The organism is Pseudomonas sp. S9, assembly GCF_000222125.1.
GTDB lineage: Bacteria > Pseudomonadota > Gammaproteobacteria > Pseudomonadales > Pseudomonadaceae > Aquipseudomonas > Aquipseudomonas segetis.
The window spans coordinates 361,853-387,688 of record NZ_AFFX01000002.1; the positions used below are offsets into that span (position 1 = coordinate 361,853).

At 54.6% G+C, this 25,836-nt stretch carries 27 protein-coding genes and 2 tRNA genes; 21 read left to right on the top strand and 8 right to left on the bottom strand.

Features of this window, described 5'->3' with window-relative positions:
• Window positions 1-98 precede the first annotated feature (98 nt).
• The 11 genes from ybgC (at window position 99) to nadA (ending at window position 8,562) form a co-directional block, all read left to right on the top strand.
• Window positions 99-551 (top strand): tol-pal system-associated acyl-CoA thioesterase, encoded by a 453-nt coding sequence (gene ybgC, locus PSES9_RS0105505; protein WP_010484896.1) that lies wholly within the window; start codon window positions 99-101, stop codon window positions 549-551.
• Between the two features lie 2 nt (window positions 552-553).
• Window positions 554-1,249, top strand: coding sequence for a protein TolQ (tolQ, locus tag PSES9_RS0105510; RefSeq protein ID WP_010484898.1), 696 nt, complete (start codon window positions 554-556; stop codon window positions 1,247-1,249).
• A gap of 141 nt (window positions 1,250-1,390) precedes the next feature.
• Entirely contained in the window at window positions 1,391-1,843 is a 453-nt protein-coding gene (gene tolR, locus PSES9_RS0105515) for a protein TolR (RefSeq protein WP_010484900.1), read from the top strand.
• Entirely contained in the window at window positions 1,843-2,841 is a 999-nt protein-coding gene (tolA, locus tag PSES9_RS0105520) for a cell envelope integrity protein TolA (protein ID WP_010484902.1), read from the top strand. The genes tolR and tolA overlap by 1 nt, the downstream gene beginning before the upstream one ends.
• On the top strand, window positions 2,838-4,136 hold the full coding sequence (gene tolB / locus PSES9_RS0105525) for a Tol-Pal system beta propeller repeat protein TolB (RefSeq protein WP_010484904.1): 1,299 nt from the start codon (window positions 2,838-2,840) through the stop codon (window positions 4,134-4,136). Before tolA ends, tolB begins: the two co-directional genes overlap by 4 nt.
• A gap of 67 nt (window positions 4,137-4,203) precedes the next feature.
• The gene (gene pal, locus PSES9_RS0105530; protein ID WP_010484906.1) at window positions 4,204-4,701 is read left to right on the top strand and encodes a peptidoglycan-associated lipoprotein Pal; all 498 of its coding nucleotides are present in this window, start codon (window positions 4,204-4,206) and stop codon (window positions 4,699-4,701) included.
• A gap of 6 nt (window positions 4,702-4,707) precedes the next feature.
• Window positions 4,708-5,496 carry a tol-pal system protein YbgF gene (gene ybgF / locus PSES9_RS0105535; RefSeq protein WP_010484908.1) on the top strand — a complete coding sequence of 263 codons (789 nt, stop codon included), beginning with the start codon at window positions 4,708-4,710 and terminating at the stop codon, window positions 5,494-5,496.
• A gap of 171 nt (window positions 5,497-5,667) precedes the next feature.
• Window positions 5,668-6,315 (top strand): 7-carboxy-7-deazaguanine synthase QueE, encoded by a 648-nt coding sequence (queE, locus tag PSES9_RS0105540; protein ID WP_010484910.1) that lies wholly within the window; start codon window positions 5,668-5,670, stop codon window positions 6,313-6,315.
• 72 nt (window positions 6,316-6,387) lie between these two features.
• Window positions 6,388-7,062 carry a 7-cyano-7-deazaguanine synthase QueC gene (gene queC, locus PSES9_RS0105545; protein ID WP_010484912.1) on the top strand — a complete coding sequence of 225 codons (675 nt, stop codon included), beginning with the start codon at window positions 6,388-6,390 and terminating at the stop codon, window positions 7,060-7,062.
• A 57-nt stretch (window positions 7,063-7,119) separates the two neighbouring features.
• Window positions 7,120-7,195 (top strand) — tRNA-Lys (locus tag PSES9_RS0105550).
• A gap of 308 nt (window positions 7,196-7,503) precedes the next feature.
• Window positions 7,504-8,562: a quinolinate synthase NadA gene (nadA, locus tag PSES9_RS0105555; RefSeq protein WP_010484914.1), complete on the top strand. Its 1,059-nt coding sequence runs from the start codon at window positions 7,504-7,506 to the stop codon at window positions 8,560-8,562.
• Between the two features lie 153 nt (window positions 8,563-8,715).
• Here the strand turns inward: nadA and PSES9_RS0105560 are convergent, their stop codons facing one another.
• Window positions 8,716-10,149, bottom strand: coding sequence for a M48 family metalloprotease (locus PSES9_RS0105560; protein WP_010484915.1), 1,434 nt, complete (start codon window positions 10,147-10,149; stop codon window positions 8,716-8,718).
• 282 nt (window positions 10,150-10,431) lie between these two features.
• Here PSES9_RS0105560 and PSES9_RS0105570 point away from each other — a divergent pair, with 282 nt between their 5' ends.
• Both PSES9_RS0105570 and PSES9_RS0105575 read left to right on the top strand, forming a co-directional pair.
• A complete protein-coding gene (locus PSES9_RS0105570; RefSeq protein ID WP_010484917.1) occupies window positions 10,432-10,683 on the top strand; it encodes a sulfurtransferase TusA family protein in 252 nt (83 codons plus the stop codon).
• Between the two features lie 56 nt (window positions 10,684-10,739).
• Window positions 10,740-11,819, top strand: coding sequence for an AI-2E family transporter (locus tag PSES9_RS0105575; RefSeq protein ID WP_010484919.1), 1,080 nt, complete (start codon window positions 10,740-10,742; stop codon window positions 11,817-11,819).
• A gap of 93 nt (window positions 11,820-11,912) precedes the next feature.
• Here PSES9_RS0105575 and PSES9_RS0105580 read toward each other — a convergent pair whose 3' ends face one another.
• Together PSES9_RS0105580 and PSES9_RS0105585 are read right to left on the bottom strand one after the other, a co-directional pair.
• Window positions 11,913-12,386: a peroxiredoxin gene (locus PSES9_RS0105580; protein ID WP_010484921.1), complete on the bottom strand. Its 474-nt coding sequence runs from the start codon at window positions 12,384-12,386 to the stop codon at window positions 11,913-11,915.
• 46 nt (window positions 12,387-12,432) lie between these two features.
• Window positions 12,433-12,990, bottom strand: a complete 558-nt coding sequence (locus PSES9_RS0105585; RefSeq protein ID WP_010484923.1) for a glycine cleavage system protein R — start codon at window positions 12,988-12,990, stop codon at window positions 12,433-12,435.
• A gap of 517 nt (window positions 12,991-13,507) precedes the next feature.
• Here PSES9_RS0105585 and dapA point away from each other — a divergent pair.
• The 4 genes from dapA to PSES9_RS0105605 all read left to right on the top strand — a co-directional run bounded on the left by dapA (window position 13,508) and on the right by PSES9_RS0105605 (window position 17,262).
• A complete protein-coding gene (gene dapA, locus PSES9_RS0105590; protein WP_010484925.1) occupies window positions 13,508-14,386 on the top strand; it encodes a 4-hydroxy-tetrahydrodipicolinate synthase in 879 nt (292 codons plus the stop codon).
• Between the two features lie 17 nt (window positions 14,387-14,403).
• On the top strand, window positions 14,404-15,522 hold the full coding sequence (gene bamC / locus PSES9_RS0105595) for an outer membrane protein assembly factor BamC (RefSeq protein ID WP_010484927.1): 1,119 nt from the start codon (window positions 14,404-14,406) through the stop codon (window positions 15,520-15,522).
• A 132-nt stretch (window positions 15,523-15,654) separates the two neighbouring features.
• Window positions 15,655-16,524, top strand: a complete 870-nt coding sequence (locus PSES9_RS0105600) for a phosphoribosylaminoimidazolesuccinocarboxamide synthase (RefSeq protein ID WP_010484930.1) — start codon at window positions 15,655-15,657, stop codon at window positions 16,522-16,524.
• A 480-nt stretch (window positions 16,525-17,004) separates the two neighbouring features.
• Window positions 17,005-17,262 (top strand): DUF2790 domain-containing protein, encoded by a 258-nt coding sequence (locus PSES9_RS0105605; RefSeq protein ID WP_010484932.1) that lies wholly within the window; start codon window positions 17,005-17,007, stop codon window positions 17,260-17,262.
• Window positions 17,263-17,353: 91 nt separating this feature from the next.
• Here the strand turns inward: PSES9_RS0105605 and PSES9_RS0105610 are convergent, their stop codons facing one another.
• Window positions 17,354-17,926 (bottom strand): nucleotidyltransferase family protein, encoded by a 573-nt coding sequence (locus PSES9_RS0105610; protein WP_029529391.1) that lies wholly within the window; start codon window positions 17,924-17,926, stop codon window positions 17,354-17,356.
• Between the two features lie 237 nt (window positions 17,927-18,163).
• On the opposite strand from PSES9_RS0105610, the gene PSES9_RS0105615 reads away from it, so the two are divergent.
• Both PSES9_RS0105615 and PSES9_RS0105620 read left to right on the top strand, forming a co-directional pair.
• Window positions 18,164-18,421, top strand: coding sequence for a DUF2790 domain-containing protein (locus PSES9_RS0105615; RefSeq protein WP_010484934.1), 258 nt, complete (start codon window positions 18,164-18,166; stop codon window positions 18,419-18,421).
• 271 nt (window positions 18,422-18,692) lie between these two features.
• The gene (locus PSES9_RS0105620; RefSeq protein WP_010484936.1) at window positions 18,693-20,342 is read left to right on the top strand and encodes an arylsulfatase; all 1,650 of its coding nucleotides are present in this window, start codon (window positions 18,693-18,695) and stop codon (window positions 20,340-20,342) included.
• A gap of 198 nt (window positions 20,343-20,540) precedes the next feature.
• On the opposite strand, the gene PSES9_RS0105625 is transcribed toward PSES9_RS0105620, so the two are convergent.
• A complete protein-coding gene (locus PSES9_RS0105625; RefSeq protein WP_010484938.1) occupies window positions 20,541-21,008 on the bottom strand; it encodes a cupin domain-containing protein in 468 nt (155 codons plus the stop codon).
• A gap of 1,448 nt (window positions 21,009-22,456) precedes the next feature.
• Here PSES9_RS0105625 and PSES9_RS0105630 point away from each other — a divergent pair.
• A complete protein-coding gene (locus PSES9_RS0105630; RefSeq protein ID WP_010484940.1) occupies window positions 22,457-23,074 on the top strand; it encodes a hypothetical protein in 618 nt (205 codons plus the stop codon).
• Between the two features lie 574 nt (window positions 23,075-23,648).
• On the opposite strand, the gene PSES9_RS0105635 is transcribed toward PSES9_RS0105630, so the two are convergent.
• A tRNA-Ser gene (locus PSES9_RS0105635) sits at window positions 23,649-23,738 on the bottom strand.
• 108 nt (window positions 23,739-23,846) lie between these two features.
• Entirely contained in the window at window positions 23,847-24,551 is a 705-nt protein-coding gene (locus PSES9_RS0105640) for a glutathione binding-like protein (protein WP_010484942.1), read from the bottom strand.
• A 115-nt stretch (window positions 24,552-24,666) separates the two neighbouring features.
• Here PSES9_RS0105640 and PSES9_RS0105645 point away from each other — a divergent pair, with 115 nt between their 5' ends.
• A complete protein-coding gene (locus tag PSES9_RS0105645) occupies window positions 24,667-25,104 on the top strand; it encodes an HIT family protein (RefSeq protein ID WP_010484943.1) in 438 nt (145 codons plus the stop codon).
• 85 nt (window positions 25,105-25,189) lie between these two features.
• Here PSES9_RS0105645 and PSES9_RS0105650 read toward each other — a convergent pair whose 3' ends face one another.
• Entirely contained in the window at window positions 25,190-25,813 is a 624-nt protein-coding gene (locus PSES9_RS0105650) for a CGNR zinc finger domain-containing protein (RefSeq protein ID WP_010484945.1), read from the bottom strand.
• Window positions 25,814-25,836: the final 23 nt, after the last annotated feature.

Consider the following 25,836-nt stretch of genomic DNA (forward strand, 5'->3'; position numbering starts at 1 on the left):
CTGGGCCTGGGTCGGCTGATGGGTCGATGAAGGGACTGGGTGATCGGAAAATATATTTGCTTTACCCAATTGGCAAGAGCAGGAGCTAGCACTACAGTATGCGCGCGCAAAACGGAGTTCAGCCGTTCGCTCATCATTGTCGGGTTTACTACGAAGACACTGATGCCGGCGGTATCGTCTACTACGTCAATTACCTCAAGTTTATGGAACGGGCTCGCACCGAACGGCTGAGAGATCTGGGTTTTTCCCAATCTACGCTGGCAAGTGAGGGCCTGTTATTCGTCGTGCATTCGACTGAAGTGCGCTATCACGCACCGGCGAAGCTCGACGATGAACTATCAGTAACTGCGCAAGTGATTGAATTAAACCGTGCCAGCCTGAAGTTTCGTCAACAAGTCAGGCGGGTTGCGGATGATGTGCTGCTCTGTGAAGGGCAGTTTTTGGTGGCCTGTGTGCGCGCCGACAATTTGAAACCCCGGGCCATTCCCGAAGCTCTGCGTACAGCCTTTGCTGAGCAGGGCGGCGCGGGTACATCTACAGCAGGAGAGTAAGCGTGGAAGCCAACGCCGTTGACCACATGTCGATGTGGAGTTTGATCAGCAATGCCAGCCTGGTTGTTCAGTTGGTCATGTTGACCCTGGTGGCCGCATCGGTCACCTCCTGGATCATGATTTTCCAGCGTACCACCATGCTTCGTGCTGCCAAGCGTTCGCTCGATTCGTTCGAGGAGCGTTTTTGGTCGGGCATTGATCTGTCCAAGCTGTATCGTCAAGCCGGCAGCAATCCTGATCCGGATTCCGGCCTGGAGCAGATCTTCCGTGCCGGTTTCAAAGAGTTCTCGCGCATGCGTCAACAGCCGAATGTTGACCCCGATGCAGTCATGGACGGCGTGGCCCGTGCGATGCGTGTGGCTATCTCGCGTGAAGAGGAGAAGCTTGAAACCAGCTTGCCGTTCCTCGCCACAGTTGGCTCCACCAGCCCGTATATCGGCCTGTTTGGTACCGTGTGGGGCATCATGAACTCCTTTCGCGGCCTGGCTCAGGTGCAGCAAGCCACGCTGGCCACTGTGGCGCCAGGTATCGCCGAGGCATTGATTGCCACTGCAATCGGCCTGTTTGCAGCGATTCCAGCGGTCATTGCCTACAACCGTTTCTCTTCGCGTGGTGAGATGTTCATTGCTCGCTATTACACATTTGCCGACGAGTTCCACGCGATCTTGCACCGCAAGGTACATACAACAGAAGACTGACCGCCAGTTGATTTGATAGCGGGCGTCAGCTGTTTTGCGAGGGTTGGGCGGGCAATAGCCGCCCGCCAACCACTCAACGCTGACGCGGTATTCTGCCAAGGGCTGGTTTAGCTGTTGGCTCACTCGATAGGTTTTTAAGCGATGGCCAGAATTCGTAACAGACGCAAGCCGGTCGCCGAGATGAACGTGGTGCCCTACATCGACGTGATGTTGGTGCTGCTGGTTATCTTCATGGTGACTGCGCCGATGCTCAACCAAGGGGTCAAGGTCGATCTGCCGCAGGTCAGCAGCCAGATCTTGCCGCAAGACAACGACGCCAGGGTCCTGACGATCTCGATCAAGGCCGACAAGTCGTATTACTGGAACATGGGCGCGGAAGTCGACACCGACACCGTGCAGGATCAGGCAGTATCGCTTGACGGCATGACCAAGGCGGTAACGGCGATCATCAATGAAAGCCGACGCCAGGGTAAGCAGGTCCAGGTCTTTGTGCGCGGCGACAAGTCGGTCGACTACGGCACGGTGATGGCTGCCATGGGTGGTTTGCAGCAGGCTGACGTGGGTAACGTCGGGCTGATTACCGAGGCCCCGTGATGCGCGAGCAACGTGAGCGTTCCACCTCGGAAAGCTATTTCTGGCCAATTGTCTGGGCGGTGACCCTGCACACGCTGATGTTCGGCATGTTGTTTGTCAGCTTTGCTTTTGCCCCGGATCTGCCACCGGCCAAGCCGATTGTTCAGGCAACCCTGTATCAGTTGAAGTCGCAGAGCCAGGCAACGACTCAGACAAATCAGAAAATTGCCGGCGAAAAGAAGAAGACAGCAGCTCCGCAGTACGAGACCGAGCAGCTGGAACAGAAAAAAGCTGAAGAGCAGAAAGTAGCGGCGGCCAAGGCCGCGGAACAAAAGAAAGCGGACGAGGCTCAAAAAGCCGAAGCTGCGAAGAAGGCCGACGAGGCTAAAAAGGCCGAGGCAGCGAAAAAAGCTGAAATAGCCAAGAAAGCCGATGAGGCCGCCAAGAAAAAAGCGGCCGAGGACGCCAAGAAGAAACAGGCGGAAGAAGAGGCCAAGAAAAAAGCAGCTGAGGACGCTAAAAAGAAAGCGGCCGAAGATGCGAAGAAAAAGAAGGCAGCAGAGGAGGCCAAGAAAAAGGCCGCGGATGATGCCAAGAAGAAAAAGGCCGCCGAAGAGGCTCGCCGCAAAGCTGTAGAGGATAAAAAAGCTGCTGCCCTGGCTGAGTTGCTCTCCGATGATGTGGGCCACCAGCAGGCATTGGCAGATGAAGTCGGTGATAAAGTTGCTGGCAACCTTGATGACTTGATCGTCAAGCTGGTCAGTGAGCAATGGCGTCGTCCGCCTTCGGCACGTAATGGAATGAGTGTTGAAGTGCTGATAGAGATGCTGCCTGATGGCACCATCACCAATGCCAGTGTGTCGCGCTCAAGTGGCGATGCACCTTTTGATAATTCAGCCGTACAAGCCGTGCGTAACGTCGGCCGTATCTCTGAGATGCAACAACTTGATCGTGCAACGTTTGACAGCCAGTACCGCAAGCGTCGCGCTATCTTCAAACCGGAGGATTTAGATCTGTGAATACCCTGATGCGTATCGTTCTACTGAGTTTGACCATGATGGTCGGCGCAGTACAGGCGGCTGATCCACTGGTCATTAGTACCGGTACTGACCGCGCTACGCCAATTGCGGTGGTGCCTTTTGGATGGCAGGGCGGCAGTGTGCTGCCTGACGACATTGCCGAGATCGTTGGCAATGACCTGCGCAACTCGGGTGTATTCGAACCCATTCCCCGGCAAAACATGATCAGCCAGCCGACCCAGGCCAGTGAAGTGATCTACCGCGACTGGAAAGCAGTCAACGCGCAGTATGTCCTGGTCGGCAGCATGGTGCCGGCCGGTGGTCGTATCCAGGTGCAGTACGCCCTGTTTAACGTGGCCACCGAGCAGCAGGTGATGACCGGTACGGTTGGCGGCACCACCGACCAGTTGCGCGACATGGCGCATTACATATCCGATCAGGCGTTTGAGAAGCTCACCGGTGTCAAGGGTGCGTTCTCTACCCGTTTGCTTTATGTCACCGCTGAACGTTTCTCGGTGGACAACACGCGCTATACCTTGCAACGCTCCGACTATGACGGTGCGCGCGCCGTGACCTTGCTGCAATCGCGTGAGCCAATCCTGTCGCCCTCGTTTGCGCCGGATGGCAAGCGCATTGCCTATGTCTCGTTCGAGCAGCGTCGCCCACGGATCTTTGTCCAGTATATTGATACCGGACGTCGTGAGCAGATCACCAATTTTGAAGGCCTGAACGGCGCTCCAGCCTGGTCTCCGGATGGCAAGCGCCTGGCATTTGTCCTGTCCAAGGACGGCAATCCGGAAATCTACGTGATGGACCTGGCGTCCAAGTCCCTGCGCCGGGTGACCAACCAGTTTGGTATTGATACCGAACCCTTCTGGGGTAAAGATGGTCAAACCATCTACTTCACATCGGATCGTGGTGGAAAGCCACAGATCTATAAAACCAATATCAATAGTGGTTCAGTTGAACGTGTAACGTTTGTAGGTAACTACAACGCCAATCCAAAACTGTCTGCTGATGAGAAAACCTTGGTCATGATTCATCGCCAAGAAGGCTTCACCAACTTCAAAGTAGCGGCTCAAGACCTGCAGCGCGGAAACGTGCGGATACTTTCATCCACAAATTTGGATGAATCACCCACTGTTGCGCCTAATGGCACCATGATAATCTTCGCAACCCGCCAGCAGGGTCGGGGAGTCTTGATGTTAGCGTCCGTAAATGGTCGCGTCAGGCTCCCTCTTCCTACCGCTCAAGGCGAAGTTCGAGAGCCTTCCTGGTCCCCCTACCTGAACTGATGCGGCGTTGTACATTTGTTACTTTGCAATTTTGCTTAACACACTGGGGTTCATTAGGAGCTATATGATGGAAATGCTGAAATTTGGTAAGTTTGCTGCACTGAGCTTGGCTCTGGCTGTTGCTGTTGGTTGTTCTTCGAAAGGCGGCGACACCGCTGGTGAAGGCGCAATCGATCCTAACGCTGGTTACGGTGCAGACGCAGGTTCGGTTGACGGCAACATGAGCGAAGAAGCTGCTCTGCGCGCCATCACCACTTTCTACTTCGAATACGACAGTTCAGACCTGAAGCCAGAAGCCATGCGCGCTCTGGACGTTCACGCCAAAGACCTGAAAGCCAACGGCGCTCGCGTCGTTCTGGAAGGCAACACCGACGAGCGCGGTACGCGTGAATACAACATGGCTCTGGGCGAGCGTCGTGCGAAAGCCGTTCAGCGCTACCTGGTTCTGCAGGGCGTTTCTCCTGCTCAGCTGGAACTGGTTTCCTACGGCGAAGAGCGTCCAGTTGCAACTGGCAACGACGAGCAGTCGTGGGCTCAGAACCGTCGCGTCGAACTGCGTAAGTAATTCGATATGCAAAAGTGCCGACGTCTCGTAAGCCTACTCGCACTCAGCCTGCCACTTGTGGCCTGGGCTGAGGTTCCAGTTGTGGACAATAACTCGGGCAGCTATCCCGCACCGAGTTATGAGACGTCCGGCGCCTATGCAGGAGGCGGAGCGCAAGCTCCGACCTCTGCGCAGGGCATGCTATTCAACCAGTTGCAGCAAATGCAGGACGAAATCGGTCGGCTGCGCGGCATGCTTGAAGAGCAGCAAAACGATATTCAGCGCATGAAGCAAGAAAACCTTGAACGTTACAAGGATCTTGATCAACGGCTGAGCAGTGGGGCAGCAGGTGCTGCAGCCACACAGAATTCCTCCGCAGGTGGCGACAGCAGTGCTGGCGCTGCACCTGCTCCAGCTTCAGCGGGCGCCAGTGAGCCTGATCCCGAGAAGGAAAAGCTGTTTTATGACGCTGCCTTCGACCTGATCAAGACCAAGGACTTTGATAAAGCCAATCAGGCGTTCAGTGCCTTCTTGCGCAAATATCCGAAAAGCCAGTACGCCGGTAATGCGCAGTACTGGCTGGGCGAAGTCAACCTGGCTCAAGGCAATCTGCAAGGCGCCGCCCAGGCGTTTGCCGATGTGGGGCAGAAATACCCGCAGCACAGCAAGGTGCCTGACTCGATGTTCAAGCTGGGCGATGTTGAACAGCGTCTTGGCGATCAGGACAAGGCAAAGCGCACCTTCCAGCAAGTGATCGCGCAATTTCCCAACTCGTCCGCAGCGCAACTTGCTCAACGCAACCTGCAGCGGATGTAGCCTTTAATTTGCTAAAATTGTAAAAAGAGCGCCGTGCCCAGATCGAGCACGGCGTTTTTATTGGTGGACAGGCTAACTGTGCTTGTCCTTGCAGCTATTGATAATCGATAGCTGCTTTCTTTCCCGCAACGGAGGCGGACAGCCTGTTTAGCTGTTACGCCCGTGGCTTATATGCAAAAGACCCTGCGCATCACCGAGATATTTTTCTCGCTGCAGGGGGAGACGCGTACTGCTGGTTTACCCACAGTATTCGTGCGCCTGACCGGCTGCCCCCTGCGTTGTCAGTACTGCGACACTGCCTATGCCTTCAATGGCGGCGAGTTGATGTCGCTTGACGCCATTATCGAAAAAGTCGCCAGCTATTCACCGCGATACGTCTGTGTCACCGGCGGCGAACCCTTGGCTCAGCCCAACTGCATAGCCCTGCTTGAGCGCCTGTGTGACGCCGGTTTCGAGGTGTCGTTGGAAACCAGCGGCGCTCTCGACGTTTCGGCGGTTGACGGGCGCGTCAGCAAGGTACTGGACCTTAAAACCCCGGGTTCGGCAGAGGTGGCGCGTAACCGCTACGAAAACATCGACCTGCTTACCCCGAATGACCAGGTCAAGTTCGTCATATGCTCCCGCGAGGACTACGACTGGGCGACCACTAAACTGATCCAGTATCGGCTCAATGAGCGTGCTGGTGAGGTGCTGTACTCGCCCAGCCATCATCAAGTCTCTGCCCGTGACCTGGCTGACTGGATAGTTGCCGACAATTTGCCGGTTCGTCTGCAGTTACAGCTGCACAAGATTCTCTGGAATGACGAGCAAGGCCGCTGACCCAGGTTTTAATCGGCAGCTGCAAATCTTAATTTGAGCATGGCGTCGCTGATAATGACGCGAGGAAGTTATATGAGCATCAAACGCGCAGTCATCCTGCTTTCCGGCGGCCTCGACTCGGCTACTGTGGTTGCCCTGGCCAAGGCCGAGGGTTATGCCTGCTACACCATGAGTTTTGATTACGGCCAGCGCCATCGATCGGAGTTGCAGGCTGCGGAGCGTGTGGCGCAGCAACTGGGCGTTGTCGAGCACAAGGTGATTGGCTTGAACCTCAATGGCATGGGGGGCTCGGCGTTGACTGACAGCAGCATCGACGTGCCTGAGGCACCGTCCGAAGGCATTCCGGTCACCTACGTGCCTGCACGCAACACTGTATTCCTGTCCTTGGCGCTGGGCTGGGCCGAGGTGCTGGGGGCGCGCGATATTTTCATTGGCGTCAATGCAGTGGATTATTCGGGCTACCCGGATTGCCGCCCCGAATTTGTCGAAGCATTCGAGCGCATGGCCAACCTGGCGACCAAGGCTGGCGTGGAGGGCAATGGCTTTCGCATACAGGCACCGCTGCAGAACATGAGCAAGGCGCAAATCGTTCAGGCCGGGGTTGCCCAGGGTGTTGACTACGCTTTGACCGTGTCCTGCTACCAGGCAGACGACCAGGGTAGAGCCTGCGGCAAGTGCGACAGTTGTCGCCTGCGCAGCGAGGGATTTGCCGCTGCTGGCATTGCCGATCCGACCCCGTATGCCTAAAAAATGCGTTAAAGGGTTGAATTACTGAATCAAATCAGTATTATGCGCCCCCGCAACGGGTCGTTAGCTCAGTTGGTAGAGCAGTTGGCTTTTAACCAATTGGTCGTAGGTTCGAATCCTACACGACCCACCATATTGCCTTCACAGTCATGTCGATTGGCTGTGCAGGCCGAAAACCCGAGTGTTCTCTGGCAGAACCTCGGGTTTTTTTATGTCTTTTGTTTGTGCGCCGGCCATGCTGATCAAGGCGTTTGAGCAAAGTTGCCCGAACGCGATATTATGCCCGCCGCTTTAATGCGCCGAGGCCTGAAGATAACAGGCCCGTGTCGTATCCATGCCAGCCAAACCGTGTTGTACACCCCGTCTGCCAGGCCCTTGTATAGCCAACAGCAGGGGTATACTTGAATCCCGTGCTGATAGACCGCTACAGGGCCTGATGACATGACGCAGATTTCCGAACGCCTTCTGGTTCAGGCGCACTTAGACGCCAAGCAACCGGCGCCGCTGACCGCCGAGCAAGAGGCGTTTTATCGCGCTGAAATTGCCGCGGAGCTAAAAAAGCAGAATGCCGTGCTGGTCGCGCATTATTACTGTGACCCGGTGCTGCAAGCGCTAGCTGAAGAAACGGGCGGCTGTGTTTCAGATTCGCTTGAAATGGCGCGCTTTGGCAACCAGCATCCTGCCCAGACCGTGTTGGTGGCGGGCGTTAAGTTCATGGGCGAGACTGCGAAGATTCTCAACCCTGAAAAGCGTGTGCTGATGCCAACGCTGGAAGCCACTTGCTCCCTTGATTTGGGTTGTCCGATCAATGAGTTCGCCGCTTTTTGCGATCAGCACCCCGAGCGTACCGTTGTGGTTTACGCCAATACCTCTGCAGCGGTCAAAGCCCGTGCCGACTGGGTCGTGACATCCAGCTGCGCGGTCGAGATTGTCGAGCACCTGATGGACAACGGTGAAAAGATCATCTGGGCTCCGGACCAGCACCTGGGGCGTTACATCCAGAACAAGACCGGCGCGGACATGCTGTTGTGGGACGGCGCCTGTATCGTCCACGAAGAGTTCAAGGCCAAGCAGCTCGAGGACATGAAGGCGCTGTACCCGGACGCTGCCGTTTTGGTTCACCCGGAATCACCGACTGCGGTGATTGAGCTGGCGGATGCCGTGGGCTCGACCAGCCAGTTGATTGCGGCAGCGCAAAGCCTGCCGAACAAGAGGTTCATCGTCGCAACCGACCGCGGTATCTTCTACAAGATGCAGCAGCTGTGTCCCGATAAAGAATTCGTCGAGGCGCCAACCGCCGGTAACGGCGCGGCATGCAGGAGCTGCGCGCATTGCCCGTGGATGGCAATGAACACCCTCGAGCGTACGCTCAATTGCCTGCGTGAAGGCAGCAATGAAATCTTCGTCGATTCAGCGCTGATTCCCAAGGCCATCAAACCGCTGACACGCATGCTTGATTTCACCAAGGCAGCGCGCATGAGGTTGTCCGGTAACGCCTAAAGGCGTGTGGGGCTTCATGCACAGCTTGGGGTTAACAAGCCGCGCTTATCCTTGAGTGTCTTGCCTATGGGGCGGCGGACACGCCTGGCGTTGTCCGCCTACCTACTGTCAACGAGCTGCACTGGCTGTTGAGTGCGTGGCCCTTGGGGCCGGTTAATTGAGCATTTCGTCGATCATGCGCTTCTCTTCGGCCAGCTCACGTTGGCGGGCGTCGATCCGTGAGGCCAGCTGGAAGTTGTTGGCTGCGCGGCGTTTGGCGTAGTCGAGCTGCTCGATTGCCTGCTTGTAGTCGCCAACCAGGGCGAAGTATTCGGCGCGCGCCTGGTGCAGGCCGATTCTGTTGCCGCTGAGGCCGCGTACTTCTGCAACTTGATACCAGACGTCAGGATCCTTGGGTCGCGACTTGAGCAGGGCGTCTAGCTTGCTCTCGGCGTCTTGGGTGCGGCCTTGGCGGATCATCAGATCGACCCGTGCCTGGTTCAGTGGGTAATTGTCTGGATAATCCCTGAGCATGCGCTCCAGGCGGCTCTGGGCCTCACTCAAGCGGCTGGCTGCGGTATCCAGGTCAACCTGGGCGAGGTTGTAGGGAATCGACTTGGGCGACTTGCTCAGCAGCTGGGCCAGAATCTCGCCGGCCTCTTTCTGTCTTCCGCCCTTGATCAGCGCGATGGCCAGGCCGTAGCGTGCAGCGTCGTTTTTCGGGTTTTCGTTCAACTCGGCGCGAAAGCGTTTTGCCGCCAGGCCGGGCGTGCCTTCATAAAACAGTTGCACCCGAGCGCGCATCAGCTGGTATTCCAGGCTGTCTTTCTTGCCGCCGCTTGGTAACTGCTCTGCGCGGTTGCGGGTGTCGGCGATACGCGATTCGGACACCGGGTGGGTGAGCAAAAATTCCGGCGGCATGCGGTCATAGCGATACTGACGCATCAAGTGCTCAAACATGGTCGGCATGGCCTTTGGGTCGTAACCGGCCTTCTCGAGGTTGATAATACCGATACGGTCGGCCTCTGCTTCGTTCTGCCGGGAAAAGCGCCGTTGTTCCTGGATGGCTGCTGCCTGGGTCGAGGCGATCGCCGCAATACCAGCGTCACCTGCACCTGCTGCTGCAGCGACAATTCCTGCCAGCATCGCCGCCATTACCGGCAGTTGCATGCGTTGCTGGGCTTCCAGGCCGCGGGCAAAGTGACGTTGCGACAAGTGAGCCAGTTCGTGAGCCAGTACCGAGGCATATTCTGCTTCAGTCTCGGCATACAGGAACAAGCCGCCGTTGACCCCGATAATCCCGCCGGGGGCGGCGAATGCGTTGATCTGCGGGCTGTTGAGCAACACGAACTCAAGGCGTCGATCATTCAATTGGCTGCTTTCGCTGAGCCGGTAGACGCTGGTCTCGACGAAGTCCTTGAGCTGGGGGTCGGATAATTGGCTTACCTGACCCCGTAGCAGGCTCAGCCACGCCCGACCTAGCTGATGCTCCTGCTGGGGTGAGACAATGGCCGAGCTGGCGTCTCCCAGTGACGGCAAGTCGTTGGCAGCCTGGGCGGAGGCAGACAGGCAGGCGAGCGTCAAAAGGGCAGGGCGCAGGAAATTCATTCAGGGTGCTCTTGGTTTTCTGGTGCCCATACTGTAGCTGTGATCAGGTTGCTATGACCAGTGGCGAGGGAAACCTGCGCAGGTCACTGTGTCGATATCGCTGCTGGCGCAACGTCATGAGCCTGTAGCACCGCCTTGAGCATGGCAAGCGTGGGTCACATCGCGTATGTTGCGTCTCCTGCCGCTGTGCCCGCATCTCAAGGTCAACCGCTCGGTTGTTGACCATGAAACAAGCGGTAAAGATATGGAGCATGTTTTCGGCAGGATTTTGGAGATAGTTTGATGAGTGATGTACAAAATTCGCCGCCAGCCTACGATGCGCAGGTGGATGCCAGCGGCTTGAATTGCCCGATGCCGCTGCTCAAGGCCAAGCTTGAGCTGAACAAGCTGCTAAGTGGCAATGTGCTTAAAGTGATAGCAACGGATGCTGGCTCACAGCGCGACTTTCGCGCATTCGCTACGCTGGCCGGGCACAGTTTGTTGCATGAAACCGTGGCGGACGGTGTGTACTGCTATTGGCTACGCAAAGCCTGAGATGGTATTGCGGTGGTTGAAGATGCTGCTGATTATCGGTTGATCAAGGATTATTAATGCTTAAGGTTTTACGTGATTGGCTGCACCGCTATTTCTCCGATGAGCAGGCGGTGGTGCTGGCTGTTTTGCTGGTTGTCGGCTTTGCCTTGATCCTGACATTGGGCGGCATGCTCGCGCCTGTACTGACGGGGCTGGTCCTGGCTTTTCTTATGCAGGGCATGGTCGGTGCGCTCGAACGCCTGCGTGTGCCACATATCATCGCGGTATGGCTGGTCTTTGCATTGTTTGTCAGCAGTTTGGGCTTGATTATCCTGGTGCTGATGCCGCTGCTCTGGCATCAGCTCAGCACCTTGTTCAACGAATTACCGCGCATGCTGGGCGAGTGGCAAACCTTGTTCATGATGCTGCCCGAGCGCTATCCCGGGCTGGTCACCGAGCAGCAGATCGTGCAGTCGATAGAGTCATTGCGCGGTGGCGCGGGCAAGTTCGGCCAGTGGGCCTTGTCGTTCTCGCTGTCGAGCCTGCCTGTATTGGTTGGCGTGATGATCTACCTGGTGTTGGTGCCGATTCTGGTGTTTTTCTTTCTCAAGGACCGTGAAGTGATCGGCAAGTGGTTCAGTGGCTATCTGCCACAGGAGCGTACGCTTATCAGCCAGGTCGCGACCGAAATGAACAAGCAGATTGCCAATTACATCCGTGGTAAGGTGATTGAGATCATCATTTGCGGGGTTGTCACTTATATTGCCTTCGCCGCACTGGGCCTCAACTATCCGGCACTGCTGGCCTTGGCCGTGGGCCTGTCGGTCGTGGTGCCATACATAGGCGCGGTCGTCGTGACGGTGCCAGTGGCGCTGATCGCCTTGTTCCAGTGGGGCTTTGGTGATCAGTTTTTGTATCTGATGCTGGTCTACTCGATCATTCAGGCACTCGATGGCAATGTGCTGGTGCCTCTGCTGTTCTCCGAGGCGGTCAAGCTTCACCCGGTGGCGATTATCTGTGCAGTCTTGCTGTTCGGCGGTTTGTGGGGCTTCTGGGGTGTGTTCTTCGCGATCCCCTTGGCAACCTTGTTCAAGGCACTGCTGGATGCCTGGCCGCGAGTAGAGAGCAACGAGCCACCACCACAGCCTTGCGCTTAATAGCGTTGGTTTGATCGGCCAAGCGCCGCGCAGAAAAAAGGCCACTACATCAGTGGCCTTTTTAGTTTCGAACGCCAGCTATTGGCTGGCAGGTCAGGCTTTATTCAACGCTTGTGCCGCCGCCAGCACCGCATCGACGTGGCCCGGGACTTTAACCCCGCGCCATTCCTGGCGCAGTACGCCATCCTTGTCGATCAGGAAGGTGCTGCGGTCTACGCCCATGTATTCCTTGCCGTAGAGTTTCTTCAGCTTGATCACATCGAACAGCTTGCACAGGCTTTCATCCTTGTCTGAAATCAGCTCAAAGGGGAAGCCTTGCTTGGCCTTGAAGTTTTCATGCGATTTCACGCCATCGCGGGAAACCCCAAAGATCACCGTGTTGGCGGCCTGGAACTCGGAAAACTGATCCCGAAAACCCTGGCCTTCGGTGGTGCAGCCGGGCGTGCTGTCCTTTGGATAAAAGTAGATCACCACTTGCTTGCCCTTGAGCGCGGACAGCTGAACCTGTTGTTCGCTGGTGGCCTGGGCCTGGAAGTCGGTTACCGGGGCATCAATCTTCACTGTCATACAAATCTCCTGGGAAAAACTCTGCAAAGGGCTGCGACAGCAGGTTTCAAGGGTTTTGTGGGCGCCAGGGCTCAATCAACGCATCTAGGTTGAGGGCATCGGCAAAGTCGAGGAACTGGTCGCGCAGCCAACTGATTTGCGTGCCGGCGGGCAAGGTGACCGTTAATGTGGCATTGAGCATGGTGCCGCCTGTCTGCGGTGCCTGGTAGGTGTCACAGGTCAGGTTCTCCAGCTCGACATTGTGGTCGATAAAGAACTGGCACAGCTCGTTGAGAATGTCCGGACGGTACACCGAGCTGACATAGGCCACGTAAGGCAAGGCCTGGGGCCGGTTCTCGGTGGCCGCACTGCGAATCACATTGGCGGTAAAGCTGTGCTTTTTGGACAGCGCCGGCAAACTTGCCTCAAGGCGGGCGAGGGCATCCCAGCTCCCGGTGATTTGCAATACCAGCGCGCTGAACTCGCCATGTCGGCTCAAGCGTGTGCTGATCACGGCACAGCGGTTCTCGTGGCTGGTGCGGCACAGGACGTTGGTCAGCTCCATGGCGTTAGGGCCGAGCGCGCTAATAACGAGGAATTGTTCGCGTACTGAGGGGGGGGACATGCAGCCTTCCTAAACAATGAGTGAGCAATTTTTCTTACACAGCGTTGCTCAAAGACGGAAGGGTAGCGAAAAGCGCTGCTGAGGGGAATCACTCCTCCAATAACCGCTTCCCAACCTGGCGCCCTGAGCGAATCCATATCCAGCCGGTCATATTGTTAAAAGCGTCTATGGCCGCTGTTCCACTTGCCTGGTAAAGCCCAGAAAAATGCAGCACCAGACAGGACCTGATAATCAATCAGACCGCGCAAGCGACTTTTTTGCAGTCGCCATGCGGGTTTTTTTAAGCTTTTTGCCAAGTATGCCGGTCTTTTGTTGAGAGTCTCAGGTTGTAAAAGTCTTGATGATCAAGCCTGATTTCGCCGGATTTCCGCCGTTTCAAGCCCGCACCGCCTGGGCCGGTGGTTGAGTAAGGTTGTGCCGAGTGGCATCTACTAGCCGGTAACCCAAGTACTTCGCTTGTGCAAGGCTCATAGCGCCAGTACCATTACGGCTCTCTTTTTTTGGCAGGAGCGGTTGCATGATTGCGGGCAGTATGGTGGCACTGGTCACTCCTATGGATGCACAAGGTGGTCTCGACTGGGATAGCCTGAGCAAACTGGTGGATTTCCATCTGCAAGAAGGCACCAATGCCATCGTCGCGGTCGGCACCACTGGTGAGTCGGCGACCCTGGAAGTGTCTGAGCACATTGAGGCGATCCGTCGCGTTGTTGATCAGGTAGCAGGGCGCATCCCGGTGATCGCAGGTACCGGCGGCAACTCCACGCGTGAGTCGGTAGAGCTGACACGCGCAGCCAAGGATGTCGGCGCAGACGCTTGCCTGCTGGTAACGCCTTATTACAACAAGCCAACCCAGGAAGGCTTGTACCTGCATTTCCGCCACATTGCCGAAGCCGTTGCGATCCCGCAGATCCTTTACAACGTGCCGGGGCGCACCGTTTGCGACATGCTGCCCGAGACCGTTGAGCGCTTGTCGAAGATCGACAACATCATTGGCATCAAGGAAGCCACGGGCGACCTGCAACGCGCCAAAGAAGTGATTGATCGCGTCAGCAAGGACTTCCTGGTCTACTCCGGCGACGATGCCACTGCGGTTGAGCTGATGCTGCTGGGCGGCAAGGGTAATATCTCGGTCACCGCCAACGTCGCTCCGCGTGCCATGAGCGACCTGTGTGCCGCAGCCATGCGTGGCGAAGCGGCTATCGCGCGTGCCATCAACGATCGTTTGATGCCGCTGCACAAGAATCTGTTCATTGAATCCAACCCGATTCCAGTCAAATGGGCACTGCACGAGATGGGCATGATGCCAGACGGTATCCGTCTGCCTCTGACCTGGCTCAGCCCGCGCTGTCATGAACCGCTGCGTCAGGCTCTGCGCCAGTGCGGCGTATTGGTTTAATTGAGGAATTACTACGCATGAAGCGACTGGCCGGACTTACAACACTTGCCTTGATTATCTCCAGTACCAGCGGTTGCGGCTGGCTCTGGGGCGAAGATGGCTATTTCCGTGATCGCGGCAGCGATTACCTTACTGCCCGCCAGACTGCCCCAATGCAGCTTCCGGCCGACGTGCACAGCAAGCCGCTTGACCCGTTGCTGCCTATTCCACAGCAAGTGGCTACGGAGAACGTCGAAGGTGAGTATGACGTGCCGCGTCCTCAAGCGCTGCAGGTTCAGGCAGACGCCAGTGAGTACAGCTTGCAGAAGAGCGGTGCTTCGCGCTGGATTGTCGCGCAGCGCGTGCCAGCTGAAGTCTGGCCAGTGGCGCGCCAGTTCTATGAATCCAATGGTTTCCGTATTGCCAGTGAGCGTCCGCAAACCGGCGAGTTCACCACTGACTGGCAGCGTTTTGAAGACCTGTCGCCAGCCATGGCGCGTCGCCTGAGCACCCGCGTTTCCGGTTCCACGCCTGATGCCGAAACCCGTGTCCGCGTGCGCATCGAGCCCGGTGTGCAGCGCAACACCAGTGAAATCTTCGTCGTCAGTGCCGAGCGTCCTGCCGGTAGCACTGCGGATGTGGCCTTCACCGAGAAAAGCATCAATGAAAGCCTGGATGCTGCGCTGCTCGATGAAATGCTCGTAAGCATGGCTCGCAGCACGGAGCAGGGTGGTTCGGTTTCGTTGCTGGCTGCGCGTGATTACGACGCACCTAGCCGCGTGAGCATGTCGCAAGACGGTAATGGCAATCCGATCCTCAACCTCAGCTCGGACTTCGACCGTGCATGGTCAGGCGTGGGCCGCTCGCTGGATTCGGCTGACGTTCGGATCGACGACCTCAACCGCAGCCTGGGCGTCTACTACATCAACCTCGCCGAAGGCGCCAAGTCCAAGGAAGAGAAGCCAGGCTTCTTCAGCAGCTTGTTTGGCAGCGAACCTGACCAGGAAGAAATCGACGCACGGGCAGAGCGTTATCAGGTACGGCTGACAACAGTAGGCGACAGCGTTCAAGTGTCGGTCGAGAAAGACGCGAACACAGTTGCACCTGAAGACGTTTCGCGCAAAATCCTTGGGTTGATCCAGGATAACCTGGGTTAAACCGAGCATCATGCGGCCTTGTCGGCAGCATGATTTAGACACTGAAACAGGGCTGCAGCCGCAGCCCGCATGAAACCGATAGGCGAAACCCATGTTTCGCCTGTTTCGTTTGTTCAAGACGGAAACTCCGACATGACCACGCCTGCGACCCTCAGCCTGAAAAAAATCTACTCAGGCAAAGTCCGCGACCTCTATGAAATTGATGACAAGCGCATGTTGATGGTCGCAACCGACCGTCTCTCTGCGTTCGATGTCATTCTCGATGAGCCGATCCCGGAGAAAGGCAAGATCCTTACCTCGATTTCAAATTTCTGGTTCGACAAGCTCGCGGCCGTGGTGCCCAACCACTTCACCGGCGACAAGGTTGAAGATGTGGTCAGTGCGGCTGAATTGCCTCTGGTTGAAGGGCGTGCGGTGGTTGCCAAGCGTCTCAAGCCTGTAGCGGTTGAAGCAATTGTACGTGGCTACATCGTGGGTTCCGGGTGGAAGGAATACCAGAAAAGCGGCACCGTCTGCGGTATTCAATTGCCGGCTGGCCTGAAAGAGGCTTCTAAATTACCTGCTCCCATTTTCACCCCTTCGACCAAGGCTGCAGTGGGTGACCACGACGAAAACATCTCGTTTGAGCAGTGTCAGGCGATTATCGGTGACGAGCTGGCGCTCAAGGTTCGTGATACCGCAATTGCCCTGTATAGCGCTGCTGTCGAATATGCAGCCACACGGGGCATCATCATCGCCGATACCAAGTTTGAATTTGGCCTGGATGAAGACGGCACCCTGACCCTGATGGACGAGGTGCTGACGCCTGACTCCAGTCGCTTCTGGCCAGCAGAGAGCTATGTCGAAGGCAGCAATCCACCCAGCTTCGACAAGCAGTTCGTGCGCGATTGGCTGGAGTCCACCGGCTGGAATAAACAAGCGCCAGCCCCAGCGGTTCCAGCGGATGTCGCGCAGAAAACCGCCGACAAGTACCGTGAAGCGCTGACCAAGCTAACGGCTTGATGGGTTAATCGGTCAAGAGGGCGCTGCGGCGCCCTTTTTTGTGGGCGCGATTTGGCGTAATGCAACGCAGCCTGATTGCCCAGAACCATTCGCTCTAGAGCCATCGCCCTGCGCTGATGGGCCTGCAGTCCAGGCAGATGCCTCTCGTGGGTTCGGGCGATTTGTAATATCTGAAGCCGCCGCGACTCTATTTATCAGTACAGAGAAACTCGGTGCAGCTGCATTGCCAGCGTTTGCACGGCTTATGACTCGCAGGAATATTTATATTCAGTCTCTATAGATGGTTTTGGAACGATTACCTGAAACTATTTATCGCGCTAATATTTAGTACCACTCAAGTCGATTTCTCTGGCGAACCAGCGGGTGTTTAACTAGCCCCGTACCCAGCAACTACCAGCCACAACCTACAGGCCAGAATGCCTGGACCGGCCCGGTAGAAGCTTGAACATGACCCATTTAATTTACTCAGGAGTGACCCAGATGAAAGCTTCCATTGCCCTCGCAGCAGCCTTACTCAGCCTGGCCCCGGCAGCATTTGCCAGCACCAGCAATGCCGCAAAGGTTGATCCCGTCCAATATCAGTACGGTACCGAACTGGACGTGGCCAAAGTGATCTCGTTGACCGACGTCAGCCAACAACGCGGCGTAGTCCCTGTGACCATGGTGTACAAGGACAGCGAAGGCAATGTGCACAAACTGCAGTTCCTCCAGCTTGGCGGCGCGAACTCATCGGGTTAAGCCATGCGTAACCACAACCGGAAGCCGAACCTCAGTACGTTTGCTTCCGGTTTTTTTATGCCCGTTGTTTAAGCCGGGCTTTCGCCTGTGCTTAACCGGCGGTGGACGGCTCTGATGCGAGCTCAAGCAAAGGCCATGTTGCGAGCCAGTTCTTGGTTTTCAGGCGCTCTTGATAGATGGCATTTTTTTCTCCAGCAAAGCGCCATGTGTGCCTGAGCACCAAGCCAAATAGATCATCGAGCCCAAAGGGCGCTGCAATCTCGCAGGATCTGTCCTTGCCCAGTCTTACCGCTACTGCCGTTGCTGTTTCAGGCCAGAAACGCATGGCGTGGGTGGCACAAAGGTAAGGTTCATCGCCGTTGCGAATATGCATTCGTGCTTGGTTTTTCACCGACCAGCTAACCGATGCATCAAGCTTGCGCAACCTGGCCTCAAGGGCCTGGTCCTCCTCGGGCGTGCAGCGCTGTGGATCAAACCAAATGACATCGATATCGGTTGCGACTGCACCAGGCGCAAGGCCGTGCAAGTGATCCCAAACAGCGTTTCGAACAAAGCCCGCCGCTATCCAGCAATCGGGCAACGCCAGGGAGTGCACCATTTCCAGCAGGCGCCAGCGCAAGGCATCGGTTGCAAGTATGGCCTGGAGTCTTGATGCATTGTCCATCGGCTGCGCCTTGATCGTGGTGGGGTCGACTTCGGCGCCAGCCTGAGTTCTGACTGCAAAAGCAGGCGGCTGGATTATTGCGCTACCGGTCATCGCCCTTGGACGCTTCATCTGTAATTTCAACTAGCCACTCAACTCTATAAACCCGTAACGAGTGATTAAACCAAGCCGATGCCCAGGTAACCCAACCAGAACCGGCTTGGCAGCATCCAATGAACGGACTCAGGAGTAAACCAGATGAAAGCGACTACCGCCCTTGCAGCAATACTATTGAGCTTGGCCCCAGTAGCCTTTGCCAACGCCAGCAGCATTGATGACCTCATGCCTGTTCAGTATGAATACGGCAACGAACTGGATGTGGCCAAAGTCATATCCTTGACCGATGTCAGCGAGCTACGCGGTGTGGTCCCGGTCATCATGGTCTATCAAGACAGCCAGGGCAAAGTGCACAAACTGCAATTTCTCCAGCTGGGCGGAGCAGATTCTTCGGGTTAAGCCATGCATGGCTACAGCAAAAAAGCAGGGCGCCGGGCGTTCTGCTTTTTTTTTGGTCCCATAGCTGGCAGTACGTTCTGTCGGCCAGCAAAGGCTGATTCTAGACTGCCCGGAAAATTCTACTATCGTTTAAATCATATTGTTTTTGCTTACACTCGAAAGAGTGATTGCGTAACATTGCCAAGTGGGCAAAGGATAAAAAATCGTTTTAATCAATGATGTTTGAATGCCCCAGCCCGGGAATTGACAATTATTTCAATGGAGATGAATGATGAAGTTAATGCTTTCTGGATTCACAGCAGCGATGCTGCTGACAGGGTTACCTGTCTATGCGGAAGAGTCCAAACCCAATATCATTTTGATTGTCTCGGATGACACTGGCTATGGTGACTTGGGTGCCTATGGCGGGGGAGAGGGCCGTGGGATGCCCACTCCAAATCTGGACAGGCTCGCTGATGAAGGCATGACAATGTTTTCATTCTATGCCCAGCCAAGCTGTACTCCCGGTCGTGCTGCAATGCAGACCGGCAGGATTCCCAACCGTAGCGGCATGACCACTGTCGCGTTCCAGGGCCAGGGTGGCGGTCTTCCTGCCGCAGAATGGACGCTGGGTTCAGTACTCAAGAAAGCAGGCTATTCAACCTACTTCACCGGCAAATGGCACTTGGGTGAAGATGACTCCGCATTGCCAAATGCCCAAGGCTACGACGAGATGAAATACGTCGGCCTTTACCACCTCAATGCCTACACCTATGCCGATCCGACATGGTTTCCGGACATGAGCGATGATCTGCGGGCCATGTTCAAAAAAGTCACCAAGGGTGCGCTTTCAGGCAAGGCTGGAGAGAAGCCAACTGAAGATTTTGCCGTCAACGGTCAATACGTCGATAAACCAGACGAAAAAACCGATGAATACCCCAACGGTGTCGTAGGCATTCCGTTCTACGACAACTATGTTGAAAAAGCCTCGATAGACTTTATCGAGAAAGGCGCCAAGTCAGGTGAGCCGTTCTTCGTCAACGTCAACTTCATGAAAGTTCACCAGCCGAGCATGCCGGCTCCCGAGTTCAAGGGCAAATCACTGTCAAAATCCAAATTTGCCGACTCTATAGTTGAGCTTGATACCCATATTGGCCGCATCATGGACAAGGTCCGTGAGCTTGGGCTCGAGAAAAACACCCTGGTCTTCTACACCACTGACAATGGTGCCTGGCAGGATGTATACCCAGATGCAGGCTACACGCCATTCAGGGGCACGAAAGGGACAGTGCGTGAGGGCGGCAACCGTGTGCCGGCCATTGCCTGGATGCCGGGCAAAATCAAAGCGAACTCCAAGAACCACGACATTCTGGGCGGCCTCGACCTGATGGCAACCTTCGCCAAGGTCGCAGGGGTTGAACTGCCCAAGGATGACCGTGAAGGCAAGCCAATCATTTTCGACAGCTACGATATGTCGCCTGTGCTATTCGGCACGGGTAAGTCAGATCGTAAGAGCTGGTTCTACTTCACTGAAAACGAGCTGACTCCGGGTGCGGTTCGCGTAGGTAACTACAAGGCGGTCTTCAACCTGCGTGGTGACAACGGTCAAGCCACTGGTGGCTTGGCGGTCGATACCAACCTGGGCTGGAAGGGGCCTGAAAAATACGTTGCTACCGTGCCCCAGGTATTCGACCTGTGGCAGGACCCTCAAGAACGCTACGATATTTTCATGAACAACTACACAGAGCGCACCTGGACGCTGGTGACAATCAACGAAGCGATCAAAGAGAAAATGAAGACCTACATCAAATACCCACCGCGCAAAATGCAAGGCGAGGGGTACTCAGGTCCAATCACGCTCACTCAATACCAACGCTTCCAATACGTGCGTGAAGCCCTCGGCAAAGAAGGTTTCAGCATCCCAATGCCAACGGGCAACTAATCGTCTCAACCAACATTGCTACAAAAAATGGCCCTTCACTTGAAGGGCCATTTTTTTGCTGGCTACTATGTTGATAGCTCGACCAGAGTCAGGACTGGTTTTGGCGCTCAGCCCAGCAATAACCGGGCTAGGAGAAGCGTGCCAATACGTTATAGGGCTAACCACGTTGTTTGCGCCTGCCTCAAACAGTAGGCCGTCTTACATCTTGTCGTGGGACCCCGGGAAGGAATCTTCATTCACAAGGTCGACCACAAACATGACGGCAGGTGCGCCACTTGTATTTACCACCCAATGGGCGTCACCATGGCCAGACTGATAGACATCGCCCTCTTTCATCTCATAGCTGACGGTGCAGTTCTGTTCATAGACCGTCACCGAGCCGTGCTTCATCACCGCTGTCTCGGGGCGCTTGTCGTGGGAATGAAGTGGAGCCACGGCATCCTTACCGAAAACGATTGTCCGCGCTCGGAAACGCCAGCCCTCTGCCTTGATCGCTTCGCTACCAAGATCGGTTTGGCTATAGATTTGTACATCGAGCGAACCGCTGTTTTCAGTGATTGGCTTGAACGGAGTTGGCCCTTCCTTGCCTTTGGGGCAACCGGAGCCGAACACGATTGCGGGCGAAAGAGCGAGCACACAGGTCGCAACTATAGAAGCAGCTTTCATTGGGTACATTCCTTGTAAAGTCAAAACATCATCCGTGGATCAATCGCCTAGGCTATAGCAGGCACGGGCATATTGCCTTTAATCTGCCTTTAATTCCAGACGACCGGTATTTCCCTTCGGGGGCAGGTAAAGGCGGAAGGCTATGCCATTGTGACGGGATAAATCCGATCTACGTTGCCGAGCTATTCGAAGTAGGCAAGGGCGGGGCGGCGGGGTTGGGCAAAAGAGACATCTTGCGAAACCGTGGTCTGAGCCCTGTTTACAGTACCAAGTACGACTTCGATTGAGTGGATTCAAGCCTTTCTACTTAAGAGCTCCTGAAGCACATCAGGTAATCGATAGGGGTAAACCCCTTCCTATTCCATTGAGTTTACTTAAAAACTTATAGGTGAGCCTATAGGAGGGCAGAGGTGGTTTTAAAGAATTTCAACTGTTAATTAAGATTTTTGAGAAAAAATTGAAAAAAACTTCGTTATAGCGACGAGCGGTGCAGGGAGACAAATCCCAGTAATAACGGGGCTTTGCGAAAACTACCCCGCGTTAACCCACAGCGTTATCCACAGGCTGGCACAACATGTTGACTTGCCATCCCTTCCACACCGCAATATCTTGTAGCCAGAGATGCAGAAGCCCCAAGATATGGGGCTTGCGGAGGAAAGTTCTACGAGTAGTCACGTACCTGTCGCCAAACTGGCGTGACTACCCGCACTACCCAAAGCACGCATTTCTAGAATGCATGAATTTGAAGCAGGAGGCCATTAAGCCAATTGACGGGGATCCAGTCAACAGCCGTCATAGTGCCACTGGTCAGCTTCGGAGGATTGCACAATTGCAAATCTGCTGGAGATTTTTCCGCATGCCCCAACGTTCTAGCTTTACCCGGCGTCGCCGGTCACCACAGCAACACCGCACTGTGTACGTCCATCGCTACCGTCGCTTTCGCCTCGGGCAATGGGAGGATGTTATCGATCACTATCGTAGTCGGCCCTCACAGCTAACTTTTGATTTTTAATCACAGTGCTAGGGCAGCAGCAATGCTGCCCTTCATACAGCAGAGAACGGCCAAAAGCGGAATGCCTGCCTTATTAATATATCTGCCCCATTTCGGTCTGTCCCCTGTTTATGCTAGCTGAAAAATATTCATTATTTGAAAATATTGAAAAGTTGACATTGGTGAAGCTTGGGAAAGATGTTAATGGTTATGAGTTAATTGTCTTTGGTGATCAGTGTGGCGAATTCGTGGATTATTTTTGAATGCATGAGCTCGATGTGATTGGTTTCTTTAGTTAGGCATGCCAAGCATGTTGATATGCCAGTAACAGGACTGGTTGCGTGTAATCAAAAAATACGTCTTTTCCTTGTTTCGCTTGAGGTGTGCTGGGGGATGATATTATAATCAAATATTTTTAATAAATCTTGTGTTTGATTAAAGGTTGGGTTTTTAGGATATGGAAGAGTTTGTAAAGTATTTCACAACTGATGTTACCGGTGGGAAAGTATGGATTGCTTTTTTATCGCTGGCTGTATATTACATCTTAAGGAAGGAGCCATTTAAAATATTTTCATATTTTTCTGAGAAGAAGGAGAAGGAACATGATCTCGCCCGGATTTTATTGGATTCGCAGAAGCTTGGGAAAGAAGCAAATGAGTTTTTAAGAGAACATTTGGAGAGGCATGCTTTTAGAAAGTATTATGAAATTAATGCTGATGCTGAAATGCGTCATGCTCTGATGAAGTTCCATAAAAAAAACCAGAGAAAAATTGGGTGGCATGATCTGCGGCGTGCATACCCAAATATAACTTTAGCAGGGTCAGCTATTTCTGTAAGGTTGAGATTAGTTGATCACATATTACGCTGGGCTGTCACAGTGCTTTGTTATATGGTTAGTGCGTATGCTCTATTTGTGATTCTTTATGCAGTTGTTAATATGAGTTCTGGTAGATTTGTGGATTTTATAGCGTTGTCTATTGGGGCTTTACTATTGCTTGTAATAGCATTGTTTTTTTCGTGTCTTAACTGGCCATATCATAGTGCGCGTCGAATTATGCGTGTTCTATCTGAATAGGCTCACTTTGCTTAATTTTTATATTGTTGTTTATTTGCTTTCAATAAATTGTCTTTTGGTTTAAGGAGGAACAATAGGAGACAGACCACGTTTAATTCAAAATCCCAGTTAGAAAACGTGGTCTGCCCCCTATTTACGTTGGTTAGAAGGCGAGAAAACTGATTGCTCGGGTTTTTAAATTTTGGTCATCTTGTACAAATAATTCTAAACAAGTGGGAGCATTTTGAGTCCATCATTCCGTCGCAACATTGGCTTAAGCAGCGAATGGATGAGCTTGAGAAGTCGAGAAATTTTATTAATAGGGGACAGACCAAGTTTAAATCTAAACGACGTCAAACCCTAGCCTGCGCCTCTAATTAATGCAGGCTATCGGCAGGGCGCGCAAGCTAACCAATGTTGTAGGATAAAGAAGTCGCTTACTCTGTAGCGTTGCCAGCATTTCCATGTGCTTGCACCTGCATCATGTTGAATTGCCAGCATTGCATTTTTTTCGACGTTTTTCGACACATTGCATGTCCGGAAAAACAAAAGCCCCCGAAACTCTAGGAATTTCAGGGGCTTAGGTCTTGAATAATGGCGGGAAGATAGGGATTTGAACCCTAGGAACTGTTGCCAGTTCAACGGATTTCGAATCCGTCCCGTTCGGCCACTCCGGCATCTTCCCACAGCGGCGCGCATGATATCAGCTGATTTGCGTTTGGCGAAGCCCAAAGTGCAATTTTTCGCATCTTTTCATGCGCTTGCGATGGGTTTGGGCCTTGCCTTTGGTGGTTTAGCCGCGGCTGGGGATGTTCAGGCCGCGCTGGACAGCAGGGCGGGCCAGGAACTTGTCCAGCACGCGCTTGATGTTCGGGCACTTGTTGAATTCGACCAAGTCGCCAGCTTCGTAAAAGCCAACCAGGTTGCGCATCCACGGGAAGATGGCGATATCGGCGATGCTGTAGTCGTCGCCCATGATCCATTGGCGGCCTTGCAGGCGTTGTTCCAGCACATTGAGCAGGCGTTTGACTTCATCCACATAGCGGTCGCGTGGGCGCTTGTCTTCGATATCCTTGCCCGCGAACTTATGGAAGAAGCCCAGTTGACCGATCATTGGCCCGATTCCGCCCATCTGGAACATCAGCCATTGCAGGGTTTCATAGCGTTGCGCGGGGTCGCTGGCGAGTAGCTGGCCGGTTTTCTCGGCGAGATAGACAAGCATGGCGCCTGACTCAACCAGAGCCAGTGGCTGGCCGTCTGGCCCATTGGGGTCGATCATCGCGGGGATCTTGTTGTTCGGGTTGAGCGATAGGTATTCCGGCGAAAACTGGTCGCGGGTTTCGAAGCTGACCAGGTGCGGCTCATACGGCAAGCCGATTTCCTCAAGCATGATCGATACCTTGACCCCGTTTGGCGTGGGCAGGGAATACAGTTGCAGACGCTCGGGGTGGCTGGCAGGCCATTTCTGGGTAATCTTGAAAGCAGATAGATCAGGCATAGGGACTCCACATCAAAAGGTCTGGCGGGTAGGATTGAGCTAAGCCTACCGAGTTTTATCTGACTCGGTAAAACCGGTATGGTTACACCTTCATCCACGGATATTGGACAGACTCATGAGCTTGCATGGCGATTACGACTCCCAGAATATTTTTGCCCAGATCATTCGTGGCGATGCGCCGTGCTACAAGCTGTATGAAGACGATGATGTACTGGCTTTCCTCGACGTATTTCCCCAGTCCTATGGCCACAGCCTGGTGATTCCCAAGCGTGCTGCTGCGCGCAATATGCTCGACATCGACAGCGAAAGCCTGTGCAAGGTCATGCAGGTGGTGCAGAAAATCACCCGTGCATTGGTCGATGAGTTACAGCCTGCTGGCGTCCAGGTTGCGCAGTTCAATGGTGCGCCTGCCGGGCAGACGGTGTTCCATATCCATATGCATGTGATCCCGCGCTTCGCCGGTGAAGACTTGGGTATACATGCCAGCGCCAAGGCCGATGCTGCTGAACTGGAAGCCTTGCAAGCGCGCCTGGTCACTCGTCTCAAGGCTTGATGCCCCGGCGGTTGCGCTATGCGGCATCAGTTGCCCCACGGGGTAAAATAGCCGGCCAGCCGGGTTGTTCATCAGCCGGTTGGTGTCAGGCCTTGTTTTCACCCTGGTAAAAGCGCCGAGCCTTGGCCCGGTTGCCGCAGGTGCTCATTGAACACCAGCGGCGCCTGCGGCTGCGCGATGTATCGATAAACATCCAGGTGCAGGCCTCGCATTCCTTGGTTTGTTGGTATTTGCCGCCAGTAATGCCCTTGTTCAGTTGCAGGGCCAATCGATGCCGGATGGTCGCAATGCCAGCTTTCTCTGAATCCACACCCCAAAAGCCGGGTTCACCCACGGTGTAATGCAGTTGGGCGCTGGCAAGTGCCTGCTTGATCACGTTTTCCACGCAGTGCAACGCTGCGCCCTCGGGCTTTTGCTCATGGCTTGCGGCATGCATCAGCGCGTACAGGGCTTCGCGCCACAGGATGATCTGGTCCAGTTCGCGCCCAGCTGTTGCAGTCTCCGCCTGGCTCAGCTGTAGCAGGCGTTGGTGTTCGTCTTCAGTGACCAGCTGCGCGGCCAGGGCCCAGTCGATGAGTGCGCGGCATGAGTGCAGTCTTTCGTTGATGCGTTGTTTGCCTTTGGCGCCTGTGGTGTTGAGAAAGTCGAGCACAGGGTCGTCGGCGATAAAGTCACTGGTGGTCCAGTGCCTGTTGTCGGCAGTATTCATATAACCCCTTTATTGATTGATAA

Bases quoted from the DNA above. Each gene is read 5' to 3' on its own strand.
- ybgC (WP_010484896.1), top strand. From the start codon at position 99: ATGCGCGCGCAAAACGGAGTTCAGCCGTTCGCTCATCATTGTCGGGTT.
- tolR (WP_010484900.1), top strand. From the start codon at position 1,391: ATGGCCAGAATTCGTAACAGACGCAAGCCGGTCGCCGAGATGAACGTG.
- tolA (WP_010484902.1), top strand. From the start codon at position 1,843: ATGCGCGAGCAACGTGAGCGTTCCACCTCGGAAAGCTATTTCTGGCCA.
- pal (WP_010484906.1), top strand. From the start codon at position 4,204: ATGGAAATGCTGAAATTTGGTAAGTTTGCTGCACTGAGCTTGGCTCTG.
- ybgF (WP_010484908.1), top strand. From the start codon at position 4,708: ATGCAAAAGTGCCGACGTCTCGTAAGCCTACTCGCACTCAGCCTGCCA.
- queE (WP_010484910.1), top strand. From the start codon at position 5,668: ATGCAAAAGACCCTGCGCATCACCGAGATATTTTTCTCGCTGCAGGGG.
- queC (WP_010484912.1), top strand. From the start codon at position 6,388: ATGAGCATCAAACGCGCAGTCATCCTGCTTTCCGGCGGCCTCGACTCG.
- nadA (WP_010484914.1), top strand. From the start codon at position 7,504: ATGACGCAGATTTCCGAACGCCTTCTGGTTCAGGCGCACTTAGACGCC.
- PSES9_RS0105560 (WP_010484915.1), bottom strand. From the start codon at position 10,149: ATGAATTTCCTGCGCCCTGCCCTTTTGACGCTCGCCTGCCTGTCTGCC.
- PSES9_RS0105570 (WP_010484917.1), top strand. From the start codon at position 10,432: ATGAGTGATGTACAAAATTCGCCGCCAGCCTACGATGCGCAGGTGGAT.
- PSES9_RS0105575 (WP_010484919.1), top strand. From the start codon at position 10,740: ATGCTTAAGGTTTTACGTGATTGGCTGCACCGCTATTTCTCCGATGAG.
- PSES9_RS0105580 (WP_010484921.1), bottom strand. From the start codon at position 12,386: ATGACAGTGAAGATTGATGCCCCGGTAACCGACTTCCAGGCCCAGGCC.
- PSES9_RS0105585 (WP_010484923.1), bottom strand. From the start codon at position 12,990: ATGTCCCCCCCCTCAGTACGCGAACAATTCCTCGTTATTAGCGCGCTC.
- dapA (WP_010484925.1), top strand. From the start codon at position 13,508: ATGATTGCGGGCAGTATGGTGGCACTGGTCACTCCTATGGATGCACAA.
- bamC (WP_010484927.1), top strand. From the start codon at position 14,404: ATGAAGCGACTGGCCGGACTTACAACACTTGCCTTGATTATCTCCAGT.
- PSES9_RS0105600 (WP_010484930.1), top strand. From the start codon at position 15,655: ATGACCACGCCTGCGACCCTCAGCCTGAAAAAAATCTACTCAGGCAAA.
- PSES9_RS0105605 (WP_010484932.1), top strand. From the start codon at position 17,005: ATGAAAGCTTCCATTGCCCTCGCAGCAGCCTTACTCAGCCTGGCCCCG.
- PSES9_RS0105610 (WP_029529391.1), bottom strand. From the start codon at position 17,926: ATGGACAATGCATCAAGACTCCAGGCCATACTTGCAACCGATGCCTTG.
- PSES9_RS0105615 (WP_010484934.1), top strand. From the start codon at position 18,164: ATGAAAGCGACTACCGCCCTTGCAGCAATACTATTGAGCTTGGCCCCA.
- PSES9_RS0105620 (WP_010484936.1), top strand. From the start codon at position 18,693: ATGAAGTTAATGCTTTCTGGATTCACAGCAGCGATGCTGCTGACAGGG.
- PSES9_RS0105625 (WP_010484938.1), bottom strand. From the start codon at position 21,008: ATGAAAGCTGCTTCTATAGTTGCGACCTGTGTGCTCGCTCTTTCGCCC.
- PSES9_RS0105630 (WP_010484940.1), top strand. From the start codon at position 22,457: ATGGAAGAGTTTGTAAAGTATTTCACAACTGATGTTACCGGTGGGAAA.
- PSES9_RS0105640 (WP_010484942.1), bottom strand. From the start codon at position 24,551: ATGCCTGATCTATCTGCTTTCAAGATTACCCAGAAATGGCCTGCCAGC.
- PSES9_RS0105645 (WP_010484943.1), top strand. From the start codon at position 24,667: ATGAGCTTGCATGGCGATTACGACTCCCAGAATATTTTTGCCCAGATC.
- PSES9_RS0105650 (WP_010484945.1), bottom strand. From the start codon at position 25,813: ATGAATACTGCCGACAACAGGCACTGGACCACCAGTGACTTTATCGCC.